This window comes from Orenia metallireducens (assembly GCF_001693735.1).
GTDB lineage: Bacteria > Bacillota > Halanaerobiia > Halobacteroidales > Halobacteroidaceae > Orenia > Orenia metallireducens.
The window spans coordinates 262,478-283,707 of the sequence record NZ_LWDV01000009.1 but is presented as its reverse complement, the minus strand read 5'-3'; the positions used below and the strand labels follow the sequence as shown (position 1 = coordinate 283,707).

21 protein-coding genes are annotated in these 21,230 nt (G+C 30.3%); 5 read left to right on the top strand and 16 right to left on the bottom strand.

The window, feature by feature from the left end; all coding sequences use genetic code 11:
- Positions 1 to 19: 19 nt before the first annotated feature.
- The gene (rsgA, locus tag U472_RS09300; RefSeq protein ID WP_068717778.1) at positions 20 to 1,075 is read right to left on the bottom strand and encodes a GTPase RsgA; all 1,056 of its coding nucleotides are present in this window, start codon (positions 1,073 to 1,075) and stop codon (positions 20 to 22) included.
- A 562-nt stretch (positions 1,076 to 1,637) separates the two neighbouring features.
- On the bottom strand, positions 1,638 to 1,826 hold the full coding sequence (locus U472_RS09295) for a hypothetical protein (RefSeq protein ID WP_068717776.1): 189 nt from the start codon (positions 1,824 to 1,826) through the stop codon (positions 1,638 to 1,640).
- 431 nt (positions 1,827 to 2,257) lie between these two features.
- On the opposite strand from U472_RS09295, the gene U472_RS09290 reads away from it, so the two are divergent.
- On the top strand, positions 2,258 to 3,184 hold the full coding sequence (locus U472_RS09290) for an RluA family pseudouridine synthase (protein ID WP_083189841.1): 927 nt from the start codon (positions 2,258 to 2,260) through the stop codon (positions 3,182 to 3,184).
- Between the two features lie 178 nt (positions 3,185 to 3,362).
- Here U472_RS09290 and U472_RS09285 read toward each other — a convergent pair whose 3' ends face one another.
- The 9 genes from U472_RS09285 to U472_RS09245 form a co-directional block, all read right to left on the bottom strand.
- Positions 3,363 to 3,626: an HPr family phosphocarrier protein gene (locus U472_RS09285; protein ID WP_068717774.1), complete on the bottom strand. Its 264-nt coding sequence runs from the start codon at positions 3,624 to 3,626 to the stop codon at positions 3,363 to 3,365.
- Between the two features lie 61 nt (positions 3,627 to 3,687).
- Complete coding sequence (locus U472_RS09280; RefSeq protein WP_068717772.1) at positions 3,688 to 4,173, bottom strand: PTS sugar transporter subunit IIA; 486 nt, start codon at positions 4,171 to 4,173, stop codon at positions 3,688 to 3,690.
- A 107-nt stretch (positions 4,174 to 4,280) separates the two neighbouring features.
- Positions 4,281 to 5,165, bottom strand: coding sequence for a glucose PTS transporter transcription antiterminator GlcT (gene glcT, locus U472_RS09275; protein WP_245684783.1), 885 nt, complete (start codon positions 5,163 to 5,165; stop codon positions 4,281 to 4,283).
- 326 nt (positions 5,166 to 5,491) lie between these two features.
- A complete protein-coding gene (gene ptsG / locus U472_RS09270; RefSeq protein ID WP_068717769.1) occupies positions 5,492 to 6,937 on the bottom strand; it encodes a glucose-specific PTS transporter subunit IIBC in 1,446 nt (481 codons plus the stop codon).
- A gap of 602 nt (positions 6,938 to 7,539) precedes the next feature.
- Positions 7,540 to 8,079: a stage V sporulation T C-terminal domain-containing protein gene (locus tag U472_RS09265; protein ID WP_068717767.1), complete on the bottom strand. Its 540-nt coding sequence runs from the start codon at positions 8,077 to 8,079 to the stop codon at positions 7,540 to 7,542.
- A gap of 980 nt (positions 8,080 to 9,059) precedes the next feature.
- A complete protein-coding gene (locus tag U472_RS09260) occupies positions 9,060 to 9,293 on the bottom strand; it encodes a hypothetical protein (RefSeq protein ID WP_068717765.1) in 234 nt (77 codons plus the stop codon).
- A 167-nt stretch (positions 9,294 to 9,460) separates the two neighbouring features.
- Entirely contained in the window at positions 9,461 to 9,709 is a 249-nt protein-coding gene (locus U472_RS09255; protein ID WP_068717763.1) for a hypothetical protein, read from the bottom strand.
- Between the two features lie 386 nt (positions 9,710 to 10,095).
- Complete coding sequence (locus U472_RS09250; protein WP_068717760.1) at positions 10,096 to 11,934, bottom strand: hypothetical protein; 1,839 nt, start codon at positions 11,932 to 11,934, stop codon at positions 10,096 to 10,098.
- A 316-nt stretch (positions 11,935 to 12,250) separates the two neighbouring features.
- Positions 12,251 to 12,556, bottom strand: a complete 306-nt coding sequence (locus U472_RS09245; protein ID WP_068717758.1) for a hypothetical protein — start codon at positions 12,554 to 12,556, stop codon at positions 12,251 to 12,253.
- A 497-nt stretch (positions 12,557 to 13,053) separates the two neighbouring features.
- On the opposite strand from U472_RS09245, the gene U472_RS17405 reads away from it, so the two are divergent.
- Complete coding sequence (locus U472_RS17405) at positions 13,054 to 13,179, top strand: hypothetical protein (protein WP_281201089.1); 126 nt, start codon at positions 13,054 to 13,056, stop codon at positions 13,177 to 13,179.
- Between the two features lie 35 nt (positions 13,180 to 13,214).
- Here the strand turns inward: U472_RS17405 and rd are convergent, their stop codons facing one another.
- Together rd and U472_RS09235 are read right to left on the bottom strand one after the other, a co-directional pair.
- Entirely contained in the window at positions 13,215 to 13,379 is a 165-nt protein-coding gene (rd, locus tag U472_RS09240) for a rubredoxin (protein WP_068717756.1), read from the bottom strand.
- Between the two features lie 208 nt (positions 13,380 to 13,587).
- On the bottom strand, positions 13,588 to 13,971 hold the full coding sequence (locus U472_RS09235; RefSeq protein WP_068717754.1) for a PadR family transcriptional regulator: 384 nt from the start codon (positions 13,969 to 13,971) through the stop codon (positions 13,588 to 13,590).
- Between the two features lie 284 nt (positions 13,972 to 14,255).
- On the opposite strand from U472_RS09235, the gene U472_RS09230 reads away from it, so the two are divergent.
- Both U472_RS09230 and U472_RS09225 read left to right on the top strand, forming a co-directional pair.
- The gene (locus tag U472_RS09230; protein ID WP_068717753.1) at positions 14,256 to 14,522 is read left to right on the top strand and encodes a hypothetical protein; all 267 of its coding nucleotides are present in this window, start codon (positions 14,256 to 14,258) and stop codon (positions 14,520 to 14,522) included.
- Positions 14,523 to 14,629: 107 nt separating this feature from the next.
- Positions 14,630 to 14,896, top strand: a complete 267-nt coding sequence (locus tag U472_RS09225) for a hypothetical protein (protein ID WP_068717750.1) — start codon at positions 14,630 to 14,632, stop codon at positions 14,894 to 14,896.
- Between the two features lie 30 nt (positions 14,897 to 14,926).
- Here U472_RS09225 and U472_RS09220 read toward each other — a convergent pair whose 3' ends face one another.
- Positions 14,927 to 15,655 (bottom strand): YetF domain-containing protein, encoded by a 729-nt coding sequence (locus tag U472_RS09220; protein WP_068717748.1) that lies wholly within the window; start codon positions 15,653 to 15,655, stop codon positions 14,927 to 14,929.
- Positions 15,656 to 15,900: 245 nt separating this feature from the next.
- Positions 15,901 to 17,808: a DNA topoisomerase (ATP-hydrolyzing) subunit B gene (gyrB, locus tag U472_RS09215; protein ID WP_068717746.1), complete on the bottom strand. Its 1,908-nt coding sequence runs from the start codon at positions 17,806 to 17,808 to the stop codon at positions 15,901 to 15,903.
- 466 nt (positions 17,809 to 18,274) lie between these two features.
- On the opposite strand from gyrB, the gene gyrA reads away from it, so the two are divergent.
- Positions 18,275 to 20,683 (top strand): DNA gyrase subunit A, encoded by a 2,409-nt coding sequence (gyrA, locus tag U472_RS09210; protein ID WP_068717744.1) that lies wholly within the window; start codon positions 18,275 to 18,277, stop codon positions 20,681 to 20,683.
- A gap of 65 nt (positions 20,684 to 20,748) precedes the next feature.
- Here the strand turns inward: gyrA and U472_RS09205 are convergent, their stop codons facing one another.
- The gene (locus U472_RS09205; protein WP_068717742.1) at positions 20,749 to 21,219 is read right to left on the bottom strand and encodes a hypothetical protein; all 471 of its coding nucleotides are present in this window, start codon (positions 21,217 to 21,219) and stop codon (positions 20,749 to 20,751) included.
- Positions 21,220 to 21,230 lie beyond the last annotated feature (11 nt).

The following is a 21,230-nucleotide window of genomic DNA, read 5'->3' as shown; positions in this document are numbered from 1 at the left end:
TTGTTTGGGACTTAATAATCTATTTAATCTTTTCCATAACCTTCTCTTTCATTCTTTCTTTGTCTTTAGATGCCTTAGTTATCTGCTTCCACTTACTCTTCTCTATCTCCTTAGGGCTATGATCCTTACTAAACTCTATATATTCAGCCTCTTTTTGCAATTTTTTATAATTCTTCAACCTTAACTCATCTAGAATACCTTCTTCGATAGCTTCTTTAACAGCACACTTTGGCTCTGCCTCATGGCGACAATCACTAAAATAACAACCTTGAGCCAACTCTTCTATATCTTCAAAGTTCTCTTTATTGCTTTCTTCACTGCTTAAAGGCTCTACCTCTGTTATACTATTTATCTCTATAATTACTCCACCCTCATCTAAAACTGACATTTTAGAGTTGATGCTCATATCATCTATTGGCAGATTAATCTCTCTCTTTTGGGTATATAAGTAGTTAGCTAAAGTAGATTTACCTGCACTAACAGATCCTAATAAAGCACAAGTCTTACCTATTTTAAGATACTTCTTTAAGTCATCAACCCCTTCTTTTGTTACCATACTTATTATATAGACAGGAGTTCCAAAGCTTATCAATTCAACTTCATTCTTCTTTACTACAGCATCATCACATAAGTCAGCCTTACTTAAAACTATAACCGGGGTACTTCCACTCTCCCAAACAAGAGTAATCTGCCTTTGAATACTTCTAAGATTTATCTCTTGAGCCAAAGATATCATGATAAAGATTGTATCTATATTGCTGGCCAAGATTTGTTTCTCTAAACTATTACCCAATATATTATTAGGGATTGTACTTTGACGAGTTAAGATTTGCTCAATCACGTTCTGACCACCACCAATTGAAGATATTATAACCCAATCACCTACAACAGGTAACTGATGATTATAGAGCATTCTATCTCCTAATCGCCCTAAAAACTCCCCATCTTCTGCATATATTTTATAGATATCTTGATACTTAGCAGCTATCCTACCAACTTTGTACCCTTGATTAGCATTGATTTGTTCAAATTCCTGTGCAAAACTATCATTCCAACCTAAAGTTATTAATTCCAACTTTCTTTCCTCCTTAGTATATATCTTCAAAGAAATTTAAGATAAAATTAATTTGCCCTTAAGATAATTTTATTGTAATTACCCCCAATCTTTCTATAACTATTAAATGGTAAATTAAACTAGTTCAATAGTTACCAAAAGAGTAAAAATTATTTATCTACTCAATTTCTTCTTCAGCCAAACATAAATTTATAATAAATGTACTAATCAGCTAATTGTGTGTCAAAAAATAAAAAAGCCACAGATTAATAAACCCATAGCTTCCGATATTGTAGATTTATCTCCCAATATCACCTATCGCAGTTTCTGAGTTTATCGGTCTAATATTAATCTATCATCTAATTGAATAAAGTAAATCACATAGTACTGGACAATTTACCAACTACTCTAACTAATAGCAAATTAAAATTAGTAAATATAGAGCTTATTCAATTAATTAGACTAATAAACCTCCTTGATAGTAAAAATTAATTACCTCTATTTAAGTTTTAACTTACAGTAATATTCTATTCTCAAGTACTTAATTTGTCAATTAAATTATTCTAATAATTTAATTGCTACACTAAGCCTTTACCTTCCTATAAATCCCTGGACTGATTTCTCTATAAATTTCTACATTATCTTCCTTATTTTTATACTCTATAGCAAATTGTTGAGCCAACTGTACAAACTCTATAGGGCTGATCCCCAAATCTTTAGATGCTGTAGAAAGTAACATCTCTACAGCATCCTTCTTCATCTCTTGATCCATTATATCTCCCCCTCTTATATATCAATCTTACCCCTTTTCTGATTATTTATTACCTATAATCAGAAATTAAGATAAAACAGATTAGTTAAGAAACTGGGTAGTTAAAACTCTCTTTTAACTTCTATAATTTTTAAAATTTCAATCTTTCTTAGTAAAATTAATTCTGGTATAATTATTCTAGCAGATTTTATAACTACTAATCAATTATATGTAGACTTTTAAAGTTAAATTCAAATATCTCTTTAGATGAATATTACAATTTTAGTGTGAGTGGTTAGTCAAAGTATAAGAAGACCTTAACCAACAGTACTTAAACTAACACTAAATATAATATGTCCATAAATTATAATCTTAAATTGATACACCTTATATAAATAACACGAAAATAAAAACTGTCTACCACTATAAGAAAAGAACTTGGAGTGATTACAATGCTAAAAGCTAAAGTAGACCATTTTACTAATATTTCAGATATTATTCCTTATAGAGCTAAAATTGATGATGAGGGCTTGACTTTATATAAACTATTGACAAAAAAATTAAAACTATCTAAAGATGCAATTAAGAAACTTCGCAAAGATTATCGAATCAGAGTAAATGGTAAGTACCTTAACTACCATTCTACTATAGTTCAAGCTGATGATTTGATAGAATTTAACTTTAATTTCATGGAAGAAACAAATTTTTTACCTGAAGCTATTCCTCTTAACATTATCTATGAAGATCAACACCTGCTTGTTGTTAATAAAGCTGCAGGAATGTTAGTCCATCCTTCCCACAATGAGAATACACAGACTTTAGGAAATGCTGTACTTCATCACTTAAGAAGAGAAGGTAATTATAATACCTTCCGCCCTATTCACAGACTTGATAGAAATACCTCTGGGCTAATCTTGATTGCTAAAAATATCTATGCTCATAACTATCTAACTAAACAGTTTCAAGAACAGAAGATTCATCGAGAGTATCTAGCCTTTGTTCATGGTATCATCCCCCATGACTTTGAAAATATTTCAGCACCTATTGCTCGAATTAATGATAGTATTATCCAGAGAAAAGTTGACTTTACTCATGGTAAAAATGCGACTACCCATTATCAAGTTATAAAGAGATATAGTGATAGAACTTTAGTTCGCTTAAAGTTAGCGACTGGTCGTACCCACCAGATTAGAGTTCATATGAGTTATATCGGTCACCCTCTTATCGGTGATGACTTATATGGGGGGAGTAATAGCTTAATCTCAAGGCAGGCATTACACTCTTATCAATTGAAGTTTTGCTTACCCTTTACCCATAAAGAAATTAAACTAAAAGCAGAGTTAAGTGATGATATAAAATTACTAAAAGAGATAGAGTAAAGATAATAACTTCTTAGTTAGTTTACCTATGTAATCTACCTTGTTTATAAAGAGACAGAGATGAAGTTATTAAAAACCTATACTTTTTTATAATATTTGGGGATAATATTGTGACCTTATAAATTAAAAAAGTCTACCTTCTATATAGAAGGTAGACTTTTTTAATTTATAAGTACTCTTACTCTCCAAAACCACTTTCAATTAAATCTACAAGCGCATCAACAGCTGCTGCTGCATCAGCTCCTTCAGCTTTAATAGTAACTTCTGTACTTTTGCTAACCCCTAAACTCATAATCCCCATAATACTTTTAGCATTTACATCTTGACCATCTTTACCTAAAGTAATATCAGATGTAAATTCATTTGCCTTTTGTACAATCAATGACGCAGGTCTAGCATGAATACCTGTATCATTTTTAATTACTACTTTCTTCTCTACCATGATTATTCCTCCTATTATATAATAATTAGTTAATAACAAAGGATTAAAATTTTATCAAATACTACTTCATTTCTACCTTTAATACTTTATCAGATCCTGCTGTTACTTGACCATCAGCTATAACTGATAATTCCTTTACAGCATCCATATTAGTAATTAAAACTGGTGTAATGATAGAAGTGGCATTCTCCTTAATATAGTCTAAGTCAAATTCAATCAATTTATCACCAGGTTTTATCTTATTTCCTGTTTCAACAAATTTCTTAAAACCTTCTCCCTTTAATTCAACAGTATTAATCCCAATATGCATTAAAATTTCAGCACCAGATTTAGCTTCAATACCTACAGCATGCATTGTAGGGAAAATTTGCTTAATAGTTCCTTCTACTGGAGATACTAAAACCCCTTCAGTAGGTTCAATTGCTAAACCATCACCAACCATTTTTTGTGAAAACACCTCATCTGGTACCTCAGATATATCTAATACCTTTCCAGTTAATGGTGCAAATAACTCAATAGATTTATTCTTCTTAAATAATCCTAACATAAATAACACTCCTTTTCCAGTATTCTTATAAAATTATTTTAGTTTTTTAATATTTTTAGACTGCATCTGAAATAATTTAAAACTATCTAATAACTATCAGCCACTTTTTAATTCAAATTCTTCTTTAACCTCTCTAAATGCATAGCCAAATAACCCTTTTCATCCTCTGGCACCACTACATCTAACCTTTTATGAATCAAATTAGATAATTCTTCAGCAATTTGATAGGATTGCTTTAAATCTTCTTTAATTTTGTCCAATAAAGGATTCTGATTGATCTTATTGGTCTCTATCCTCTCTAATGCAAATCTTAGATGAGTAACTAATCTTGCATAATTTAGACTTTCATGAGAGATAGCAATTTCTAATCTATCCTCTATAAAATCTATCATCTCTCTAATCAAAGAGGTATATTTTACAGCCCTAGAGACACCTTGTTTAGTTCTAGCAGCATGGATATGGAGGGTAATAAAACCAACTTCTCCTTCTGGGATAGGAATACCAGAACGTTCTTCAATCATCTTAACAGCCTTTTGAGCCAATCTATACTCTTCATTATATAGAGTCTTGGTTTCTGGCAAGAATGGATTTCTAATCTCCATTCCTTCTTTGATCCTCTTTAAGGTAAAAGCTATATGATCGGTCAAAGCTATGTGGATATGCTTATCTAACTCTTCATTTAACTCTTCACTGACCATTGCTATTATCTCTGTAGTTAGCCCTATAATCTCTTCATTAACGGTTTTTACTAATTGGTTATATTGTTCTTTCTTCTCATCATTTACTGGGATAAACTCTTTCTCTATATTAAGAGAGTCACTTTTGATTATATCACCTGTTTTTTTAGCAAACCCCAATCCTTTACCTACCAAAATAACTTCTTTTGAACTACTATTTACCTTATCCTCTTGAGTAACTAAGACTACATTGTTATTGAAAACCTTTTTAATTTGATAATCTTGACTAGAACTTGATTCCATTAAATTTGACATTTTAATTTTCCTCCTATTTACAAGAAGAACTTCCTTAGGATAATTAATCTGTATTAATTTATGTACATAAATTAATTTCTATATATAACTTACTATACCTTTATTATTCACTATATAATTTATTTTATAAATAAATTAATTATACAATTCATTTTTAAAATTCCTTTAGTTAATACTACTAAATTCTACCCCAAAATTATCAATACTTTAACTTTCCTTTATAACCAACCACAATCTAAAAATAATAAGAAGTTATTGGTCATTGACCAATAACTTCTCTAATCAGGTATTCATATTTATTAACAATAGAGTTTTAAGGTGAAATCTTATAATAACTTCTTAATCTCATCTTTAATAGTTTCAGATTTTGGACCGAAGATAGCTTGAACTGCTCCTCCACCTGGTTTCATTACACCAGAAGCTCCTAATTGCTTTAATTTATCATCATTTACTTTAGAAGGATCAACAGTTGATACTCTTAAACGAGTAATACATGCATCGATTTCTTCAATATTTTCTGCTCCACCTAATGCAGCCAGAATAGACTCAGCTCTATCACTTTCTTCTACAGTATCAGCAACTTCAGCATCTTCCTCTCTACCTGGAGTAGCTAAGTTGAACTTTCTAATAGCAAAACGGAATCCAAAGTAGTAGATTACAGCAAATACTGCTCCAACTACAATTACTAGATACCATGGTGTTCTATTTGGTAATACTCCAAATAATAGATAATCAATAAGTCCACCAGAGAATGTCATACCTATCTTTACATTTAACATATTCATTAACATAAATGATAATCCAGCGAACATTACATGAATTCCATATAATACTGGTGCAACAAATAAGAATGAAAATTCAATCGGTTCTGTAATACCTGTTAAGAAAGATGTTAATGCAGCAGAGAATAAGATACCTCCAACAATCTTCTTCTTAGAAGTTTTAGCTTCATGATACATAGCAAGTGCTGCTGCTGGTAATCCAAACATCATGAATGGGAATTTACCAGTCATAAATCTACCTGCTGTAAGTTTAACTCCATCATTTAACTGTGCCATAAAGATAGCTTGATCTCCACGAACTACCTCTCCAGCTTTAGTTACATATTCACCAAATTCGAACCAGAATGGTGAATAGAAGATATGATGTAATCCAAATGGAATCAATGCTCTTTCAATGACACCAAAAATAAATGTAGAAACATTAGTATTAGTTTCAAGTGCTAACTGTGATAATTGGAATAGACCTGCTTGGATAGGTTTCCAAATAGTTGGCATAAGTAATCCTACTACAAAAGCTGTAACAGCTGTAACAATAGGTACGAAACGTTTACCAGCAAAGAAACCTAAAAAGTCTGGTAATTCAATATTATAAAATTTATTAAACATTATCGCTGCAATTACACCAGCAATAATACCACCAAACACACCAGTTTGAAGTGTTGGAATACCAAGTACATTTGCATAAGCAGGATTAGTACCAATCATCTCTGAAGTTACTCCTGCAACCATTCCCATAGTAATGTTCATAATTAAGAATGCTACAATAGATGCTAATGCTGCAACACCGTCACCACCAGCAAGACCGATAGCAGAACCTACTGCAAATAATAATGGTAAGTTAGCAAAGATAATTCCACCAGCTTCTGCCATTAATGGTGAGTTTAATACTTGTGGTTGACCAAATGCCAATAATAGTCCTGCTGCTGGTAAAATAGCAACTGGAGTCATTAAAGCTTTACCTATCTTTTGTAATTGTTTGAATGCTTTCATTACTAAGAATCCCCCTCTTGTTGTTTGAAATATTTAACCTCTTTCATAGATTAAATCATTAGCTCTAACAAAGGATCCCTTATTGATACTTATCTTCTTATACCTTCATAGATTAAACCTAATCAATATTAAATTGTGAAAGTGTTAAAATTTTGTTACTAAAAAATCTAATAATTTGTGTTAGCTAACACATTAAAGCTTTTTATCTTCCATGCTTTTTTCAAGGGAAATTAATAATATACTACCTAATTTATGACTTTTTGATTAGTAATTTGTTATTATTAAAAAATTCCCAAAATTAATATTATATATTCTCTAATAATAAAACTATATAATAAAGAAAAAAGCTAGAAAGAAATATAAACTCCATATTAAAATTTAATAGAAGCTCATATTACTTCCCAGCTAATGCCTGCTTATATCAGTTACACGCCAGTTTTAAAAATATTTGACTTTAATCAAATTATACATTCTTTACTCTGCTTTGTCAATAAAATTTTTAAATTATTTATAGCTTGATCTTTAACCTTCGTATTTAAATTTAATTCTAGGTTGACCTTATTAATCAATTATAAGTAAGCGCATAATGCGCTTACTTATAATTATAATCCTAATTTTTTACTAATTACTTTGGCTGTTACTTCACTAGCTTTAGCTTCAAAGTCACCTAATTTTTTATCTTGCGATGATAAGATAACAGCACCTAAAATATCACCTTGTTTAATAATTGGTGAAATAAGTACTGAACCTAGTTTATCTTCTTTACTTCTAAAATTAGCACAAAGATCTTGATCTTGAGCATTATCTAAGTTTATCGTCTTACGTGATCTCATTGCTTCTTTTACTTTATTACCTACTAAACGTTCATTATATTCTTGTAAGTCTGATGAAGTATCTATAATCTTATCTGTATCAGATATCATTACATTACACCCTGTTGTTTCTAGCAGTGTATCTATATAACCTTCTAAATTACTTAACTCCCTTACTGGACTGTATTTTTTCAAAATTACAGTATCATTTTGATCAACATAAATTTCTAGTGTATTACCATTATCAATCTTCATCTCAGTTCTAATCTCTTTTGGTATTACAACTCTACCTAAATTATCAATTTTACGGACTATTCCTGTTGCTCTCATTATTGTTACACCTCCTAGTGGTTTCTCGTAAATAGTATATTACTTTTATTTCAATTTTATGCTAAAGTAGATATATTTATTAAATTTGAACAAAGCTAATCAAAGTGTAATTTATTTTTTTGATAGAACTAAAAATAAATTTCGATTTCCCTTTAATCTTTCTTAAGCAACTTAATTTAATAATCTCTCAAATTTAATCTTTATAAATTAGTATAAGTTTGATATCTCAATTAGTCCCACCAAGTATAACCTAATGAAAAATTATCTCTATTACCAGTTCTAAGTTCCAGTTATAAAATCTTTTAAATTTCTAAATTTAATAAAATTACTCAAATATTCATTTTTAATTTAAAATTTAACTATTTTCATTCTATTAAATTCTTAACAACATACTTATAAAAGATTATATAAATTCAAAACTTAGTAACTACCTTTTAAATAGTTGGCAATCTACTATGCAATTCTTCTTAATTATAAAACTTTTGAATTTTTAACACCATAGATTAAAAATTCACCATTAAATATCACCAAACCCTCCTTTTCAAATCTTTATTATATTCATAATCTTTTAATGGTGTTAAATAAATTGTTATAAACCTTCTTTCTGATATTCCAAATTAATCACTTTACTTCTTTATTTATATAATTTCCTTATTAATTAATCTTATTCAATATTAACTCAATTATTCAAATTTATTTTTAATATAGGTAAGCATTACTAGTATTTTATCAAAGAAAATGATTTATAATAAATAATAATCACTTTAATTGAGGAGCTGATATGAATAATGGAAAATAGTATCAAAGATAATAATCTTATTAAACAATTTATCGAACAAAAAATAACAATACAAGAGTACCTAAGTGAATTATTTAATCAGCTGGAAGTTGATAGTGATTAAAAATAAATTATTTAGTTTTAAATTAAAATCTAATACTTAAATAAAATAAGCCTCTTTAATAAAGAGGCTTATTTTTCATTAAATTCTTCTATTCTCTTCTAATTGTGCATCCAACAATTCTCTATCAATAGTACTAAAATCAGGTTTTAAGTCTATATAACCTTTTTCAGCTAGAATTTGACTGACCTCCGCTATACTTTCACGTTTTTCAGGAGGTAAACTATTTACAAATTTCCATACTTCTCTTTCTGGAGCATTATACCTAAACTTCACTCCCCCATACTTTAAAAAGTGCTCTACTTCATTAGCCATATTATTCCCCCCTCAAAACTATTCTCCCCAGCAATTAAGTTTTAATTCTAGGTAAAATCTAATCCAATTTTTAAAAATTAGTTAATTAATAATTGGTTCTGATGAAAAGATAATACTTAAAAAACAGGGCTAATATAAGCAAATTTTAATAAACCCTATAAAGATAATTATACGTCACTCTCCCCTAATTCCCGTTCATATTCAATATAATACTTTAAGTTTCTGATAATAGAATTTATTAACTCTTCATCACTTAATTCTTCTAGTGTATTATCTTGATTAGGATCGTTAATATAACTTAAGCCCTCTCCTTCTACAACTGAATTCAATCTATCAACCAATGCTTCAACTCTAATTTCATTAAAGACATCAGGTGATGATTTAATTTGATTGATAAGCTCCCCTTTAAAATCCATTATTATTCATCCCCTTCTTTATTAAAATTATATGTACTGAATTCAAATTATGGTATGATTAATAAAAACTAACTAATAATATTATTGCTAAAATATTCATTAGTTATGTATTTACCTTAAATAAAAATATTATTTTGCTTCTTCTAAGACTTTTGTGAAATTATTTTTTAAAAACTTATTTTTGCCACCAATCAACACCAATAAAAGACTAAAAATAGAATGATTTATAACATTTAAAAATATCTTTAATTCGTGGTTAAATAATTGTATTTTATTTTTAAGATTTGATTTTTGGACCTTAATTGAAATCCCAAATTAACTTAATCACAAATTTCATTGTTGAACCATAAAAAAAGCCTACTCAGCTGAGTAGACTTTTAAAAATACTATTTCTTTTTCTTAATTAAAACAATTCCTATTTTATTATCAATACTATCTTCTGATAAATTTAAATTAAATCCTTCATTAGCATCAAGTTTGATGTAATGAATCCCTTCTCCTATTATCTTGCCTTCTACAAATTTAGGCATTTGATTCAACTCAAAGGATGAATATTTGTAAATATCATTGTTAACAGCTACCAAATTATCAGCAACATTGGCTGTCATCCAATTTAGATATACTCTACTGAAGTCTAATCCTGTATAATCTTCAATTACTTTACTTGGTTCTTGAGAACTTAACATAATCATCTCAATCAACCCCGCTCCATATTGCTCTACTAAATAGCTAGCAAATAATGAAGAAGCTCCAGAGAATGGTAAACTACCATCATGGTTTAATAGATTCACCTTAGTAGTATTATTTAAATACCCAAATTCTTTATCATATACCCATCCATTACCTTTTTGACTAGACCACCCTCTTGCTTCATAATCTATATAACCAGTAATCCTCTGTGCTAATTGAGCTAATCCTTGGTCTATCCAAGCATCATTAGCTGTTCGCTTAGCCTTCGCTTTATCTAAGAAGAAGACTAAGTGTTGATATTGATGGGACATGGAGGTTAATAAAGTATTCATACTTCTATCAGCATTTAGATAAAAGATTAACTCTTGGTTACCCTCATTTGCATATAAATCTGCTGGGTCAAAGTATCCTGTTACAGGTAAATCATCAAAATCAGTTAACAGTACTACAACCTTATCTACAGTTTTAGCTCTAGTTAATCTAGGATAGATTACATTATCAAACTCTGCAACTATCTCATCTAACTTCTCCATTTTAATATCTTTATTATTATCAACAAATACGTAAATATGTTCTCCTGCTTTCATCAAAGTAGCATTTACTTTATCTTTTTTGACATCACTAGAAATTATAAACTCCTTTTGATCACCTAAAGTATAATTTGCTTTAGTAAAGGCAAAGTCATCTTCATATCTCTTTACTAGTTCATTCCCTCTCTTTCTTACATCATATTCAATCTTAGATAATCTATCAATTTCATTATTTAAATCAAATTTAGGTTGTGAATAATTTGAATTTAAATAAGAAAATGCCAAGATCAATTCTTCATTATCTTTTAAATTCTTTAATTGTTCTGATATTTTTTCCACGCTTGTAGCAAAATCTGCTGGATTATCAATAAAGAATTGCTCCACTTGTCCGCCTAAAATATAGAGTGGAAGCCGAACTTCTTCTTGATTAAGATTTAGATTTTTAACAACTTTATCATATCCATCTTTAGATACTTCCACAGTATATTCTCCAGCTTCTAAACCTTTAAAGCTAACTTGTTCTCCCACTTTTTTACCTACTACTTGATTATCTTTCTTTAAGGTCACTTCTGCATTCAATTTATTATTATTTACATCAAATAAATTTAAAGTTAAGTCGACACTCTCTATAACTTCTTCTGTAGTTGATACTGTTTCTTCTTTAATCTTTGATGTTTCTTCATCCTTAATGCTATCTGAAACATCTGCAGAATCATCCTTTTCAATCTTCACTAAATTAACCTCTGTAATCTCATCACTTTCTTTTAAAATAACTTGTCCTTGATAATCTTCATAACCCTCAGCACTAGCTACTAATGTATACTCCCCAACAGGCTTATCTTTAAATTGGACATTCTGACCAACCTTAGTCTCACTTCTACCTTCCCTACTAATTGTTACCTTAGCTTCAGTATTAAGTTTTACATTGAGTGTGGAAATTTTACTCTTACACCCTGTAATAATTAACACCATTAATAGTAGTGCTACTAGAAACTTTCTTTTCATTCTTTCTCCCCCTTTTCTAAATTCATTTAATAATATTAAGTATAGTTTACTTAACTAATATTTTATTCTATAGATCTGTTAAGTAGATATTGTTTTTGATGATAACACTATCCATTACTAATTATAGTATATCTTAATAATGAAAGAATGACAAATAAAAAATAAAGGAGTATAGAAAAAATTCTATACTCCTTTATAATGGTTATATTATATTATTTTTTCAAATTTTTATGTATATTTATTTAGAAATTTCTAGTATTTTAAAAAACAGTTTCTAAATTGATTTTTGAGGGAGGAGCGGGTATTATAGCCCCCCTTAATGATCTCTGTCTAAAAAGTTTAAGAAATTAATTACATTATTCTGAGGTTGATTGATTGGTAAATCAGCATTAACCCCTAATAAAAAACTCGTTACCTCATTACGCCCTGCTTTATATCGTTCTTTAATTGTATTTTCAAAGATATCATCAAAGATTGCTTTTATCATAAGCATCTCTAAACTATTGAAACCTTGATTCTCTTTCTCCTGTTCATCAAAGATATTCAACATATTATGAGCTACTTTAAGACAGTAATCAGCATCAACTAACCCATCAGCTCTATGCTCTTGACTTAGTCTCATTTATAATTTCCCCCCTCAAAATTATTATTTGTAATAATAACGATTTATATTTGGGTTAATTAAAATAAAACAAAGATATCTCAAAAAATTCCCACCTCTTACCTATAGTTATAGCAACATAGGAATAAATTTAACATTCAAAAAATTTCCATTAACAATTTAACTCCTAATGTATATTATGTATTGAAAACGCAAGAAAAGCATTATCCAAAAGATTTTAAAAGATTTTTACTAAGGAGGGATATCCAATGGGTGAATATGGTGAAAATAATATGTTGTTTATCTTTTTAATTCTTATCTTATTACTATTTAGTGGCGATATGGGAATGAAATACTAATTAACTATTAATATAACTTCTAAAGGAGGTGTACATAATGGGATTATATGATGATAATATGATGATTATCTTCTTGATTCTTATCTTATTACTTCTTGGTGGAGATATGGGACTAAAGTATTAATTAAAATTTAAAAATTTAATAAAGGAGGGATTCTAATGGGATTATATGGTGGTAATCTGCTTTGGCTTATTATATTAATTCTTTTACCATTATTATTTGGTGGTACAACAGAACTTAAGCCTGGTCTAAAACCAGGTGCTAAATCAGGTGTTAAATATTAAGATAAAAAGCTGGTCAGATGACCAGCTTTTTATTATTAATCTTCAATTTTTTCAAACATATCCTTACTTACACCACATAATGGACATTCCCAATCATCAGGAATATCCTCAAAAGCAGTTCCTGGAGCAATACCGCTATCTGGATCTCCTTCTTCAGGATCATAAATATAACCACATACTGTACATTCATATTTAGCCATAATTATCTCCTCCTTTATATTTCTTAATCTTTATTGTAATCATTTCTCCCTATTTTTATTAATATAAAAGTAATTACTATTTAAATCTCTATGTATATATGCTATCATACTCTAATTATCTAAGATATTAATCAAAAATAAATAAGATTTAATAGAAATGATTACTAATATTAATTATAATCTATTTAACTATCTTTGTCAAGATATACTAGATTTGTCCATCATAAATCTCATTAATGGCTGTATTGACAATTTTTAAAGCATCTTGAAAAGAACTTCTATATTTAATCTTCATCTTATCTAAATGTTTAGCACCCTTCTCTGTAATCCGATAATAACGTATTGATCTCTTATCAGGCTCATCCCACCATGCCTTTAAATAACCTTCTTCTTCCATCTCTCTTAATAATGGATAGACCATTCCCCGTGATGGCTTCCACCTAGTTCCCATCTGTTCATTAATTGTATCAAGAATCTTTTGTCCATACATCTTACCATATTTATCAACTAAATGTAATATATATATAGATGTAAAGGCAGTTGTACTGATTTTAGCTGGAAATTGACGATTTAATTTCCCTTTATAATCCATCTTATCACCCCTTTCTTCTAATTATTATGTTCATAAATGACCAGTTTATAACTAACCTCTATATGTATAGTTAGATAATAATTTAATAATTCCTGCAAATATATTAATCTAAGTCCAAGGCAAATTCAATTGGTGCATATTGGTATGATTAACCTATATCAGGTTCAACAGTGGTTAAAATAATATATATTCAAGAAAAAGTTCTTCATTTAGTTGATTTTTATTAGAAATTTATATAAAATGAAGAATGTTCTGTTGAATAAGTACATAAGGAGGGACAGGCTATGTGGATTAAAAAGAGAGTGTCAAAATATCGTTTTGCAAAGGTGAGAACTTATCAAGAGGCTTTAGAGAAGACAACAAACATTCTGAAGAATAAATTCGGTGATAATAAGGTCTTCTTATCAGAAGAAGAAGATAAACAAGGCAATAAACACTTCTTCTTAAAAGCAAATCTAAAGAAGGAAGAGACAGAAAAATTCAATCTTATTTATAATGAAATTACTTCTATCTTCTTTTCTGGCAAAGTAAATCAACCTATTGAATTTTAAAGAGAGTCCTTTCATTTTTGAAAGGACTTTTTTGCTGTTATTTTTTACTTCTTATAAAGGTCTTATTTAAAGACCAAACTATAAGAAAAGATAAAGGAGGATGAATAATGGCTCAAGGACCTAAAGAGAAGCATTATAATCATGAGGATAGTGATAATCCCGGAAGTGCTGGAAACGATTTCGCTCATGCCAAAAATATCTTAGAAGAAGAGCTAGGCTCTACTCAAGACCCTGAAGATATTCCAAAAGGATATGTAGGTACTCAAAGTATGCCTGCATTATTTGGATGGATAACTCAAGAATATCAAAGGCAAATTGCTGATGATTTAGTAGAGATGGGCAAAAGTATTGAACCAAAAACTAAACAGAAATAATCTTATTTTAGAATAGACCAATTAATTGGTCTATTCTTTAAAATCACTGATATCTACAGTATCCTTCCCTAAATTATCGTCCTTTAAATCAAAGTAGATACTCTTATCAACAGGATTATAACTTGCTAAAACCACCTTCTCTAATTTATCAATATTGTTCTCCCTTAACTTCTCTTCTAACCACTCTCTAGTTAAACCATTCTGGTCTAAATTAGCAGCTATTATCTCTCCATCTAAAATTAGCTCTGTACAAATGCTCTCTTCTTGCCCAGATAAATTTAAATCTTGGGGGGAAACTGGTTTTTTATTAGCATTGGGGAGCACACTTAATTTACCATCAGTCTCTAAGATAGCAAAATGGGCATCCCTAATATCAAAGATATTGTTCTTTCTCAATTCTGAAAGAAGGTCTCCTACATTAAATCTAGTCTTTCTTAGATTATCCTCTAATATTTTGCCTTGATGTACTAAAATTGTAGCTTCACCCTCAATTATCTTTCTAGCTTTCCTACTCTTTAATGCAATATACTGCATTAAGAAGGTCAAAGTAGCAAATAAAAACAAACCAATAAAATGTTGCCAGGTTCTCTGTTGCAAATCACTTGCCATATTACCAGCTATAGACCCAAAGGTAATCCCATTGATGTAATCATAAAAGGTCAACTCTCCAACCTGCTTCTTGCCTATTATCCTGGCAAAAAAGAAGGTTCCATAAAAAGCTAGTAGGGTTTGTAAAATAATTTCTATTATTGTTTCCATTTTTGAGTTTCTCCTAAGTATTTATTATTTATATTTAGGATAAACTAAAATAAAGATATTTATTAGTGAAAAAGGTGATCTTATGTCTTTATCTATCCAAGCTATATTGACCATTCTCTTTATCGTAATTGGCTTTGCTATTTTATATTATCTCTCTAAAAAAGAGATGCTATAAGAATAAGAAAGAAGGAGCTAAACTAAACAGCCCCTTCTTTTTATCATAATCTGTTTTTACAGTAATACATTTATATATCAATATTATCAGCTAAATCAGCATTCTTCATAATAAACTCTCTTCTAAGTCGTGCTTTAGAGCCCATCAAGCGATTAAAGATATCATCAGCCACTATCTCATCTTCAACCTCTACCTTCTGTAGTTTACGATTGGCTGGATTCATAGTAGTATTCCATAGCTGAGCAGGATTCATCTCTCCTAAACCTTTATAACGTTGAATAGTTACTTTTGTTCTATCCTTATCAGTCATATACCTCTCTAACTGCTTATCTGTGTAGAGATAATGCTCCTCTTTACCATAAGTAACCTTATATAAAGGAGGTTGAGCAATATAGACATGTCCTGCTTCGATTAATTCAGGCATATAACGATAGAATAACGTTAGAATTAAAGTACAGATATGAGCACCATCGACATCAGCATCGGTCATAATAATAATCTTATGATATCTCAATCTACTGATATCAAACTCCTCACCAATACCTGCACCTAAAGCTGTTACAATCGTGGCAATCTCAGTATTCTTTAAAATTTTAGTTAATCTAGCCCGTTCTACATTCATAATCTTACCCTTTAAAGGTAATATAGCCTGAAATTTACGATTACGCCCCTGTTTTGCAGAACCACCAGCAGAGTCACCCTCTACTAGGTATAATTCACATTCTTCTGGTTTACGACTACTGCAATCAGATAACTTACCAGGTAAAGAGTTATTATTTAAAACACCTTTTCTTCTAGTTAGTTCTCTAGCCTTCTTAGCTGCTTTACGAGCTCTAACTGCTTCTAAAGCCTTATCAACTACACCTTTAGCCATTGATGGGTTGACATCTAAATAATAACGAAGATACTCATAAACTGCTTTCTCTACAGTACTTCTAATCTCACTATTTCCTAATTTGGTCTTAGTCTGCCCTTCAAATTGTGGATCAGTTAGCTTAACACTGACTACAGCTGTTAATCCCTCCCGTAAATCCCGTCCAGACAATGCAGGGTCATTCTTCTTTAACAGATTATTATCTTTAGCATAATTATTAAAAGCCTTAGTAATAGCAGCTTTAAATCCTGTTAGGTGGTATCCACCATCATGGGTATTGATGTTGTTAGCAAAAGTATAAATTCTTTCATTATAGCTCTTATTATATTGGAAAGCAACTTCAACATAAGTATCGTCAAGCTCTTCTTCAATATAAACTATACCTTCAGTCAAAGGATCTTGACTCTCATTTAAATATTTAACAAACTCCTCAAGACCACCACTATAACAGAAGGACTCTTGCTTATCTTCTGCCCTTCTCTTATCGACCAGTAATATCTCTAAATTCTTATTTAAAAATGCAGACTCCTGTAGCCTAGTACTTAAAGTTTCAAATTTAAAATTAAGCTCATCAAAAATTTCTTCATCAGGTTTGAAGGTAATCTGAGTTCCTGTCTCTTTGGTCTTCTCACCCTTCTCAAACTCCGTTACTGGAATTCCCCGCTCATATCTTTGGCGATATACATATCCATCACGATATACTTCTAACTCAAGCCATTCTGACAAGGCATTTACTACTGAAACACCTACCCCATGTAAACCACCTGATACTTTATAGCCAGCTCCATCAAATTTACCACCTGCATGGAGAGTAGTCAGTACCAATTGGGCTGCTGGCAAGCCTTTTTTAGGATGAATATCTACTGGAATCCCACGACCATAATCTCGGACAGTTATTGTTTCACCTATTCCAATGGTAATATCTATTTTACTACCATGACCTGCTAAAAATTCATCTATGCTATTATCAACAATCTCCCAAACGAGATGGTGTAATCCTTTAGTTCCAGTAGAACCGATATACATTCCAGGTCTCTTTCTAACAGCCTCTAGACCTTCTAAAACTTGAATCTGTTCTGCATTGTATTGACTATTTACTGCCATATTATATTAACACCTCTTTCGATTTCCATCTTTTGTAAAAAAACATGATTACATTTATTATAATAGCACATTAATCAATTGATAGCAACTATTAGCTATAATAAGTCTTGATTTAACTCTATTTATATCTAAATTAATCAATTTAAATAAATATTATTCTAGAAAGTGCAGTGATGAGTAATCAGTGACTAGTTAAGAGTTGAGAGTAATTTATTTTACAAATTCCAATTTAATGATATAATAAATACTGTCAATCAGCAAATTTAATATATTTCATAGGATTTTATAATTGTTATTAGATTATCTACAGTATTAAATCACTAATTGATTTAATATATAATCAATTATACTTCAGAAGGTTCTTTGATGCAATTAACTGATTCAATTATTTTTTACTGTTTGGCACTAAGAGAGTATATAAATGATTAATAATTCAAAAAGGGAGTATTGAAAGGAGAAGATAAATATGAAAGATAAACAGATTACACCTGTGGCTATTGAAGACAAGATGCGCAATTCCTATTTGAACTATTCATTAAGTGTTATTATAGACCGTGCTCTACCTGATGTTAGGGATGGGCTTAAGCCAGTACATAGAAGAATTCTTTATGCAACTAAAAAGTTAGGGCTGATTCCTGATAAACCTCATAGAAAATCAGCACGTATAGTTGGAGAGGTATTGGGTAAATATCACCCTCATGGTGATGCAGCTGTATATAATGCTATGGTTAGAATGGCTCAAAATTTCAGTCAGAGATATATTTTAATTGATGGTCATGGAAACTTTGGATCAATCGATGGTGATAGTGCAGCAGCTATGCGTTATACTGAGGCTCGTCTAGCATCTATTTCAGAAGATTTACTTCAGGATATTGAAGAAAATACCGTTGATTTTATTCCTAACTTTGATAGTAGCTTAGAAGAACCTAGTGTCTTACCATCACGAGTTCCTAACCTACTAATTAATGGGTCTAGTGGAATTGCTGTTGGGATGAGTACAAATATCCCACCTCACAATCTATCAGAGGTTATCGATGGCTTAATTCAACTATTAGATAATCAGGATATTAGCATTAAAGATTTGATGAAGACTATTCCAGGACCTGACTTTCCTACTGGAGGTATTATCGTTGGAAATGATGGAATCAAAGATGCTTACAATACTGGAAGTGGAAAGATAACTCTTCGTGGTAAGAGTAAGATTGAAGATAAGGGTAAAGGCAAGAAGAGTATTATTATTACTGAAATTCCTTACCAGTTGAGCAAAGCTAAATTGATTGAAGAGATTGCTGATACCGTTAAGAAAGGAAAGATTGATGATATAAGTGATATTCGTGATGAGAGTGATCGGGAAGGCCTTAGAATTGTAATTGAATTAAAGAAGAAGGGAAATCCAGAGATCATCTTAAACCGCTTATATAAATATACTTCTTTACAATCTAGTATGAGAATTAACATGTTGGCTTTGGTAGATCAGCAGCCAAAGGTTATGAATATCAAAACAATATTAGAACATTTCTTGGACTTTAGAAGAGAAGTCATCACTAGAAGGAGTAAGTATCAATTAGAGAAGGCTGAAGATAGAGAGCATATTCTAATTGGACTTAAAAAAGCTACTGATAGCTTAGATAAGGTAATTAAAGTTATTAGAAGCTCTAAATCTACTCCAGAAGCCAAAAGAAATCTACAAAAGGAACTGGAAGTTACTAAAAGACAAGCAGAAGCCATCTTAAATATGAGGTTACAACGCTTAGTCAGCCTAGAAATCGAGAAACTAGAAGGTGATTTGGCAGAAATTCGAGAGAAGATCAACTATCTAAAATCTATCTTAAATAATACTGATATTCTAGATAATATTGTTAAAGATGAATTAATAGAGATTAAAGAGAAGTATGGCGATAAACGTAAGAGTAAGATACTAGCCGATGATTCTAAGGCGGAGATAGAAGAGGAGGATTTGATTAAGGATAAAGATGTAGTCATCTCTCTCTCCTATCGTAATTATATCAAGAAGGCAGATAGTCTAGATAATGTCCGCTCTGCCAAAAATGACTTTATTACCCATGTGGTAACTGGAAGGAACCTAGACCAAGTCTTATTCTTTACCGATAAAGGACAGGCTTATAGTCTTACATCCCATGAAATTCCAGAACATCACGGCTTATCTACTGGCGATCCCTTAAATCAATACTTAAAGTTACCAATGGATGAACATATCGTTGGAGTTATTATGCTAAATGATTATACTAAAGAGAACTATATTATGCTTGCCACAAAAGATGGTTTAGTTAAAAAGACTAAAGGTGAAGAGTACGAAAGTAGTATCTCATCTATTAAAGCAATCAATTTAAATGAAGGTGATGAAGTAATTGGGGTTGCTGTTACAGATGGAGAACAAGATATCTTATTAGGTACTAAAGAAGGCTATACAATCCACTTCAAAGAGGATGAAATTACCGATACTGGACGTAATACTAAAGGTAGTAAAGGAATCAACTTAAATGAAGGTGATGAGGTAATCAGCTTTAATCTAGTTGAAGGTTCTTCATTAGTTCTTTCCATTACCAAAGAAGGTCGTGGTAAAGCAAGCCCAATTGAAGACTATACCCTTCAAAAAAGAAATGGAAAAGGATTAAAGACTATGTCTAATGATAAGTATAAATTATTAGGTATCCTACCTGCCAAAAGTAATGATAAACTTATCTTAGTCAGTGAAAATGGAGAGATAATCGAAATGGAAGTTAGTAATATTACAGAGACCAAACGCCTAGGTGCTATGTACTCTCAAGCTAAACTCGATAATGATGAATTTGTGAAGATTGTTAAATTACCTAGATTAGAGAAAGAAGATAGAGAAGATAATAAAGAGCAATAAACTTAACCCACAGGATAAATCCTGTGGGTTCTTATATTAATAATTTATATAATTGATTTATTCAATTATTTTATTGAACCTTCTTCTACTGATTTTATAGAATCATTACTTGAAATTCTATTTAAAGAAATTTGAGCTTGGGTTTCAGCCATATAACCAGCAACTTCAAAATTATCAAACCTTCCAACTACTACACCTGTTATATCATCATAAGTAGTTACAAATAATCCAACTTTAATCCCAGCTGAATATTGATTAATATCCTCTACTGCTACTTGATTTTCATTAATATAGATATGTATCTTGTTCACTTTTTGTACTAACTTAATATTATTCATACCATCATTGATATAATTAGTTCCTTCTATCCATTCATTATTCTGATCGAATTCTCCATTAACTTTCTTACTTAACTTATAATAATTGTGGCTATATTTTGTCTCAATACATAATAAAGAATAGTTATTCTTATCGAAATAATTAAAAATAATCCCACTATTCCCGCTTCCTTCGACCCTAGTATCTACACTTACCATATATTCTGAGG

Excerpts from the sequence above, each read along its gene's own strand:
- U472_RS09245 (WP_068717758.1), bottom strand. The coding sequence starts at position 12,556 with ATGAGACTAAGTCAAGAGCATAGAGCTGATGGGTTAGTTGATGCTGAT.
- U472_RS17405 (WP_281201089.1), top strand. The coding sequence starts at position 13,054 with ATGGGATTATATGGTGGTAATCTGCTTTGGCTTATTATATTAATTCTT.
- U472_RS09250 (WP_068717760.1), bottom strand. The coding sequence starts at position 11,934 with ATGAAAAGAAAGTTTCTAGTAGCACTACTATTAATGGTGTTAATTATT.
- U472_RS09260 (WP_068717765.1), bottom strand. The coding sequence starts at position 9,293 with ATGGCTAATGAAGTAGAGCACTTTTTAAAGTATGGGGGAGTGAAGTTT.
- glcT (WP_245684783.1), bottom strand. The coding sequence starts at position 5,165 with ATGTCAAATTTAATGGAATCAAGTTCTAGTCAAGATTATCAAATTAAA.
- U472_RS09280 (WP_068717772.1), bottom strand. The coding sequence starts at position 4,173 with ATGTTAGGATTATTTAAGAAGAATAAATCTATTGAGTTATTTGCACCA.
- U472_RS09205 (WP_068717742.1), bottom strand. The coding sequence starts at position 21,219 with ATGGTAAGTGTAGATACTAGGGTCGAAGGAAGCGGGAATAGTGGGATT.
- U472_RS09295 (WP_068717776.1), bottom strand. The coding sequence starts at position 1,826 with ATGGATCAAGAGATGAAGAAGGATGCTGTAGAGATGTTACTTTCTACA.
- U472_RS09230 (WP_068717753.1), top strand. The coding sequence starts at position 14,256 with ATGTGGATTAAAAAGAGAGTGTCAAAATATCGTTTTGCAAAGGTGAGA.
- U472_RS09225 (WP_068717750.1), top strand. The coding sequence starts at position 14,630 with ATGGCTCAAGGACCTAAAGAGAAGCATTATAATCATGAGGATAGTGAT.
- U472_RS09220 (WP_068717748.1), bottom strand. The coding sequence starts at position 15,655 with ATGGAAACAATAATAGAAATTATTTTACAAACCCTACTAGCTTTTTAT.
- U472_RS09255 (WP_068717763.1), bottom strand. The coding sequence starts at position 9,709 with ATGGATTTTAAAGGGGAGCTTATCAATCAAATTAAATCATCACCTGAT.
- rd (WP_068717756.1), bottom strand. The coding sequence starts at position 13,379 with ATGGCTAAATATGAATGTACAGTATGTGGTTATATTTATGATCCTGAA.
- gyrA (WP_068717744.1), top strand. The coding sequence starts at position 18,275 with ATGAAAGATAAACAGATTACACCTGTGGCTATTGAAGACAAGATGCGC.
- gyrB (WP_068717746.1), bottom strand. The coding sequence starts at position 17,808 with ATGGCAGTAAATAGTCAATACAATGCAGAACAGATTCAAGTTTTAGAA.
- U472_RS09285 (WP_068717774.1), bottom strand. The coding sequence starts at position 3,626 with ATGGTAGAGAAGAAAGTAGTAATTAAAAATGATACAGGTATTCATGCT.
- U472_RS09235 (WP_068717754.1), bottom strand. The coding sequence starts at position 13,971 with ATGGATTATAAAGGGAAATTAAATCGTCAATTTCCAGCTAAAATCAGT.
- ptsG (WP_068717769.1), bottom strand. The coding sequence starts at position 6,937 with ATGAAAGCATTCAAACAATTACAAAAGATAGGTAAAGCTTTAATGACT.
- U472_RS09265 (WP_068717767.1), bottom strand. The coding sequence starts at position 8,079 with ATGAGAGCAACAGGAATAGTCCGTAAAATTGATAATTTAGGTAGAGTT.
- U472_RS09290 (WP_083189841.1), top strand. The coding sequence starts at position 2,258 with ATGCTAAAAGCTAAAGTAGACCATTTTACTAATATTTCAGATATTATT.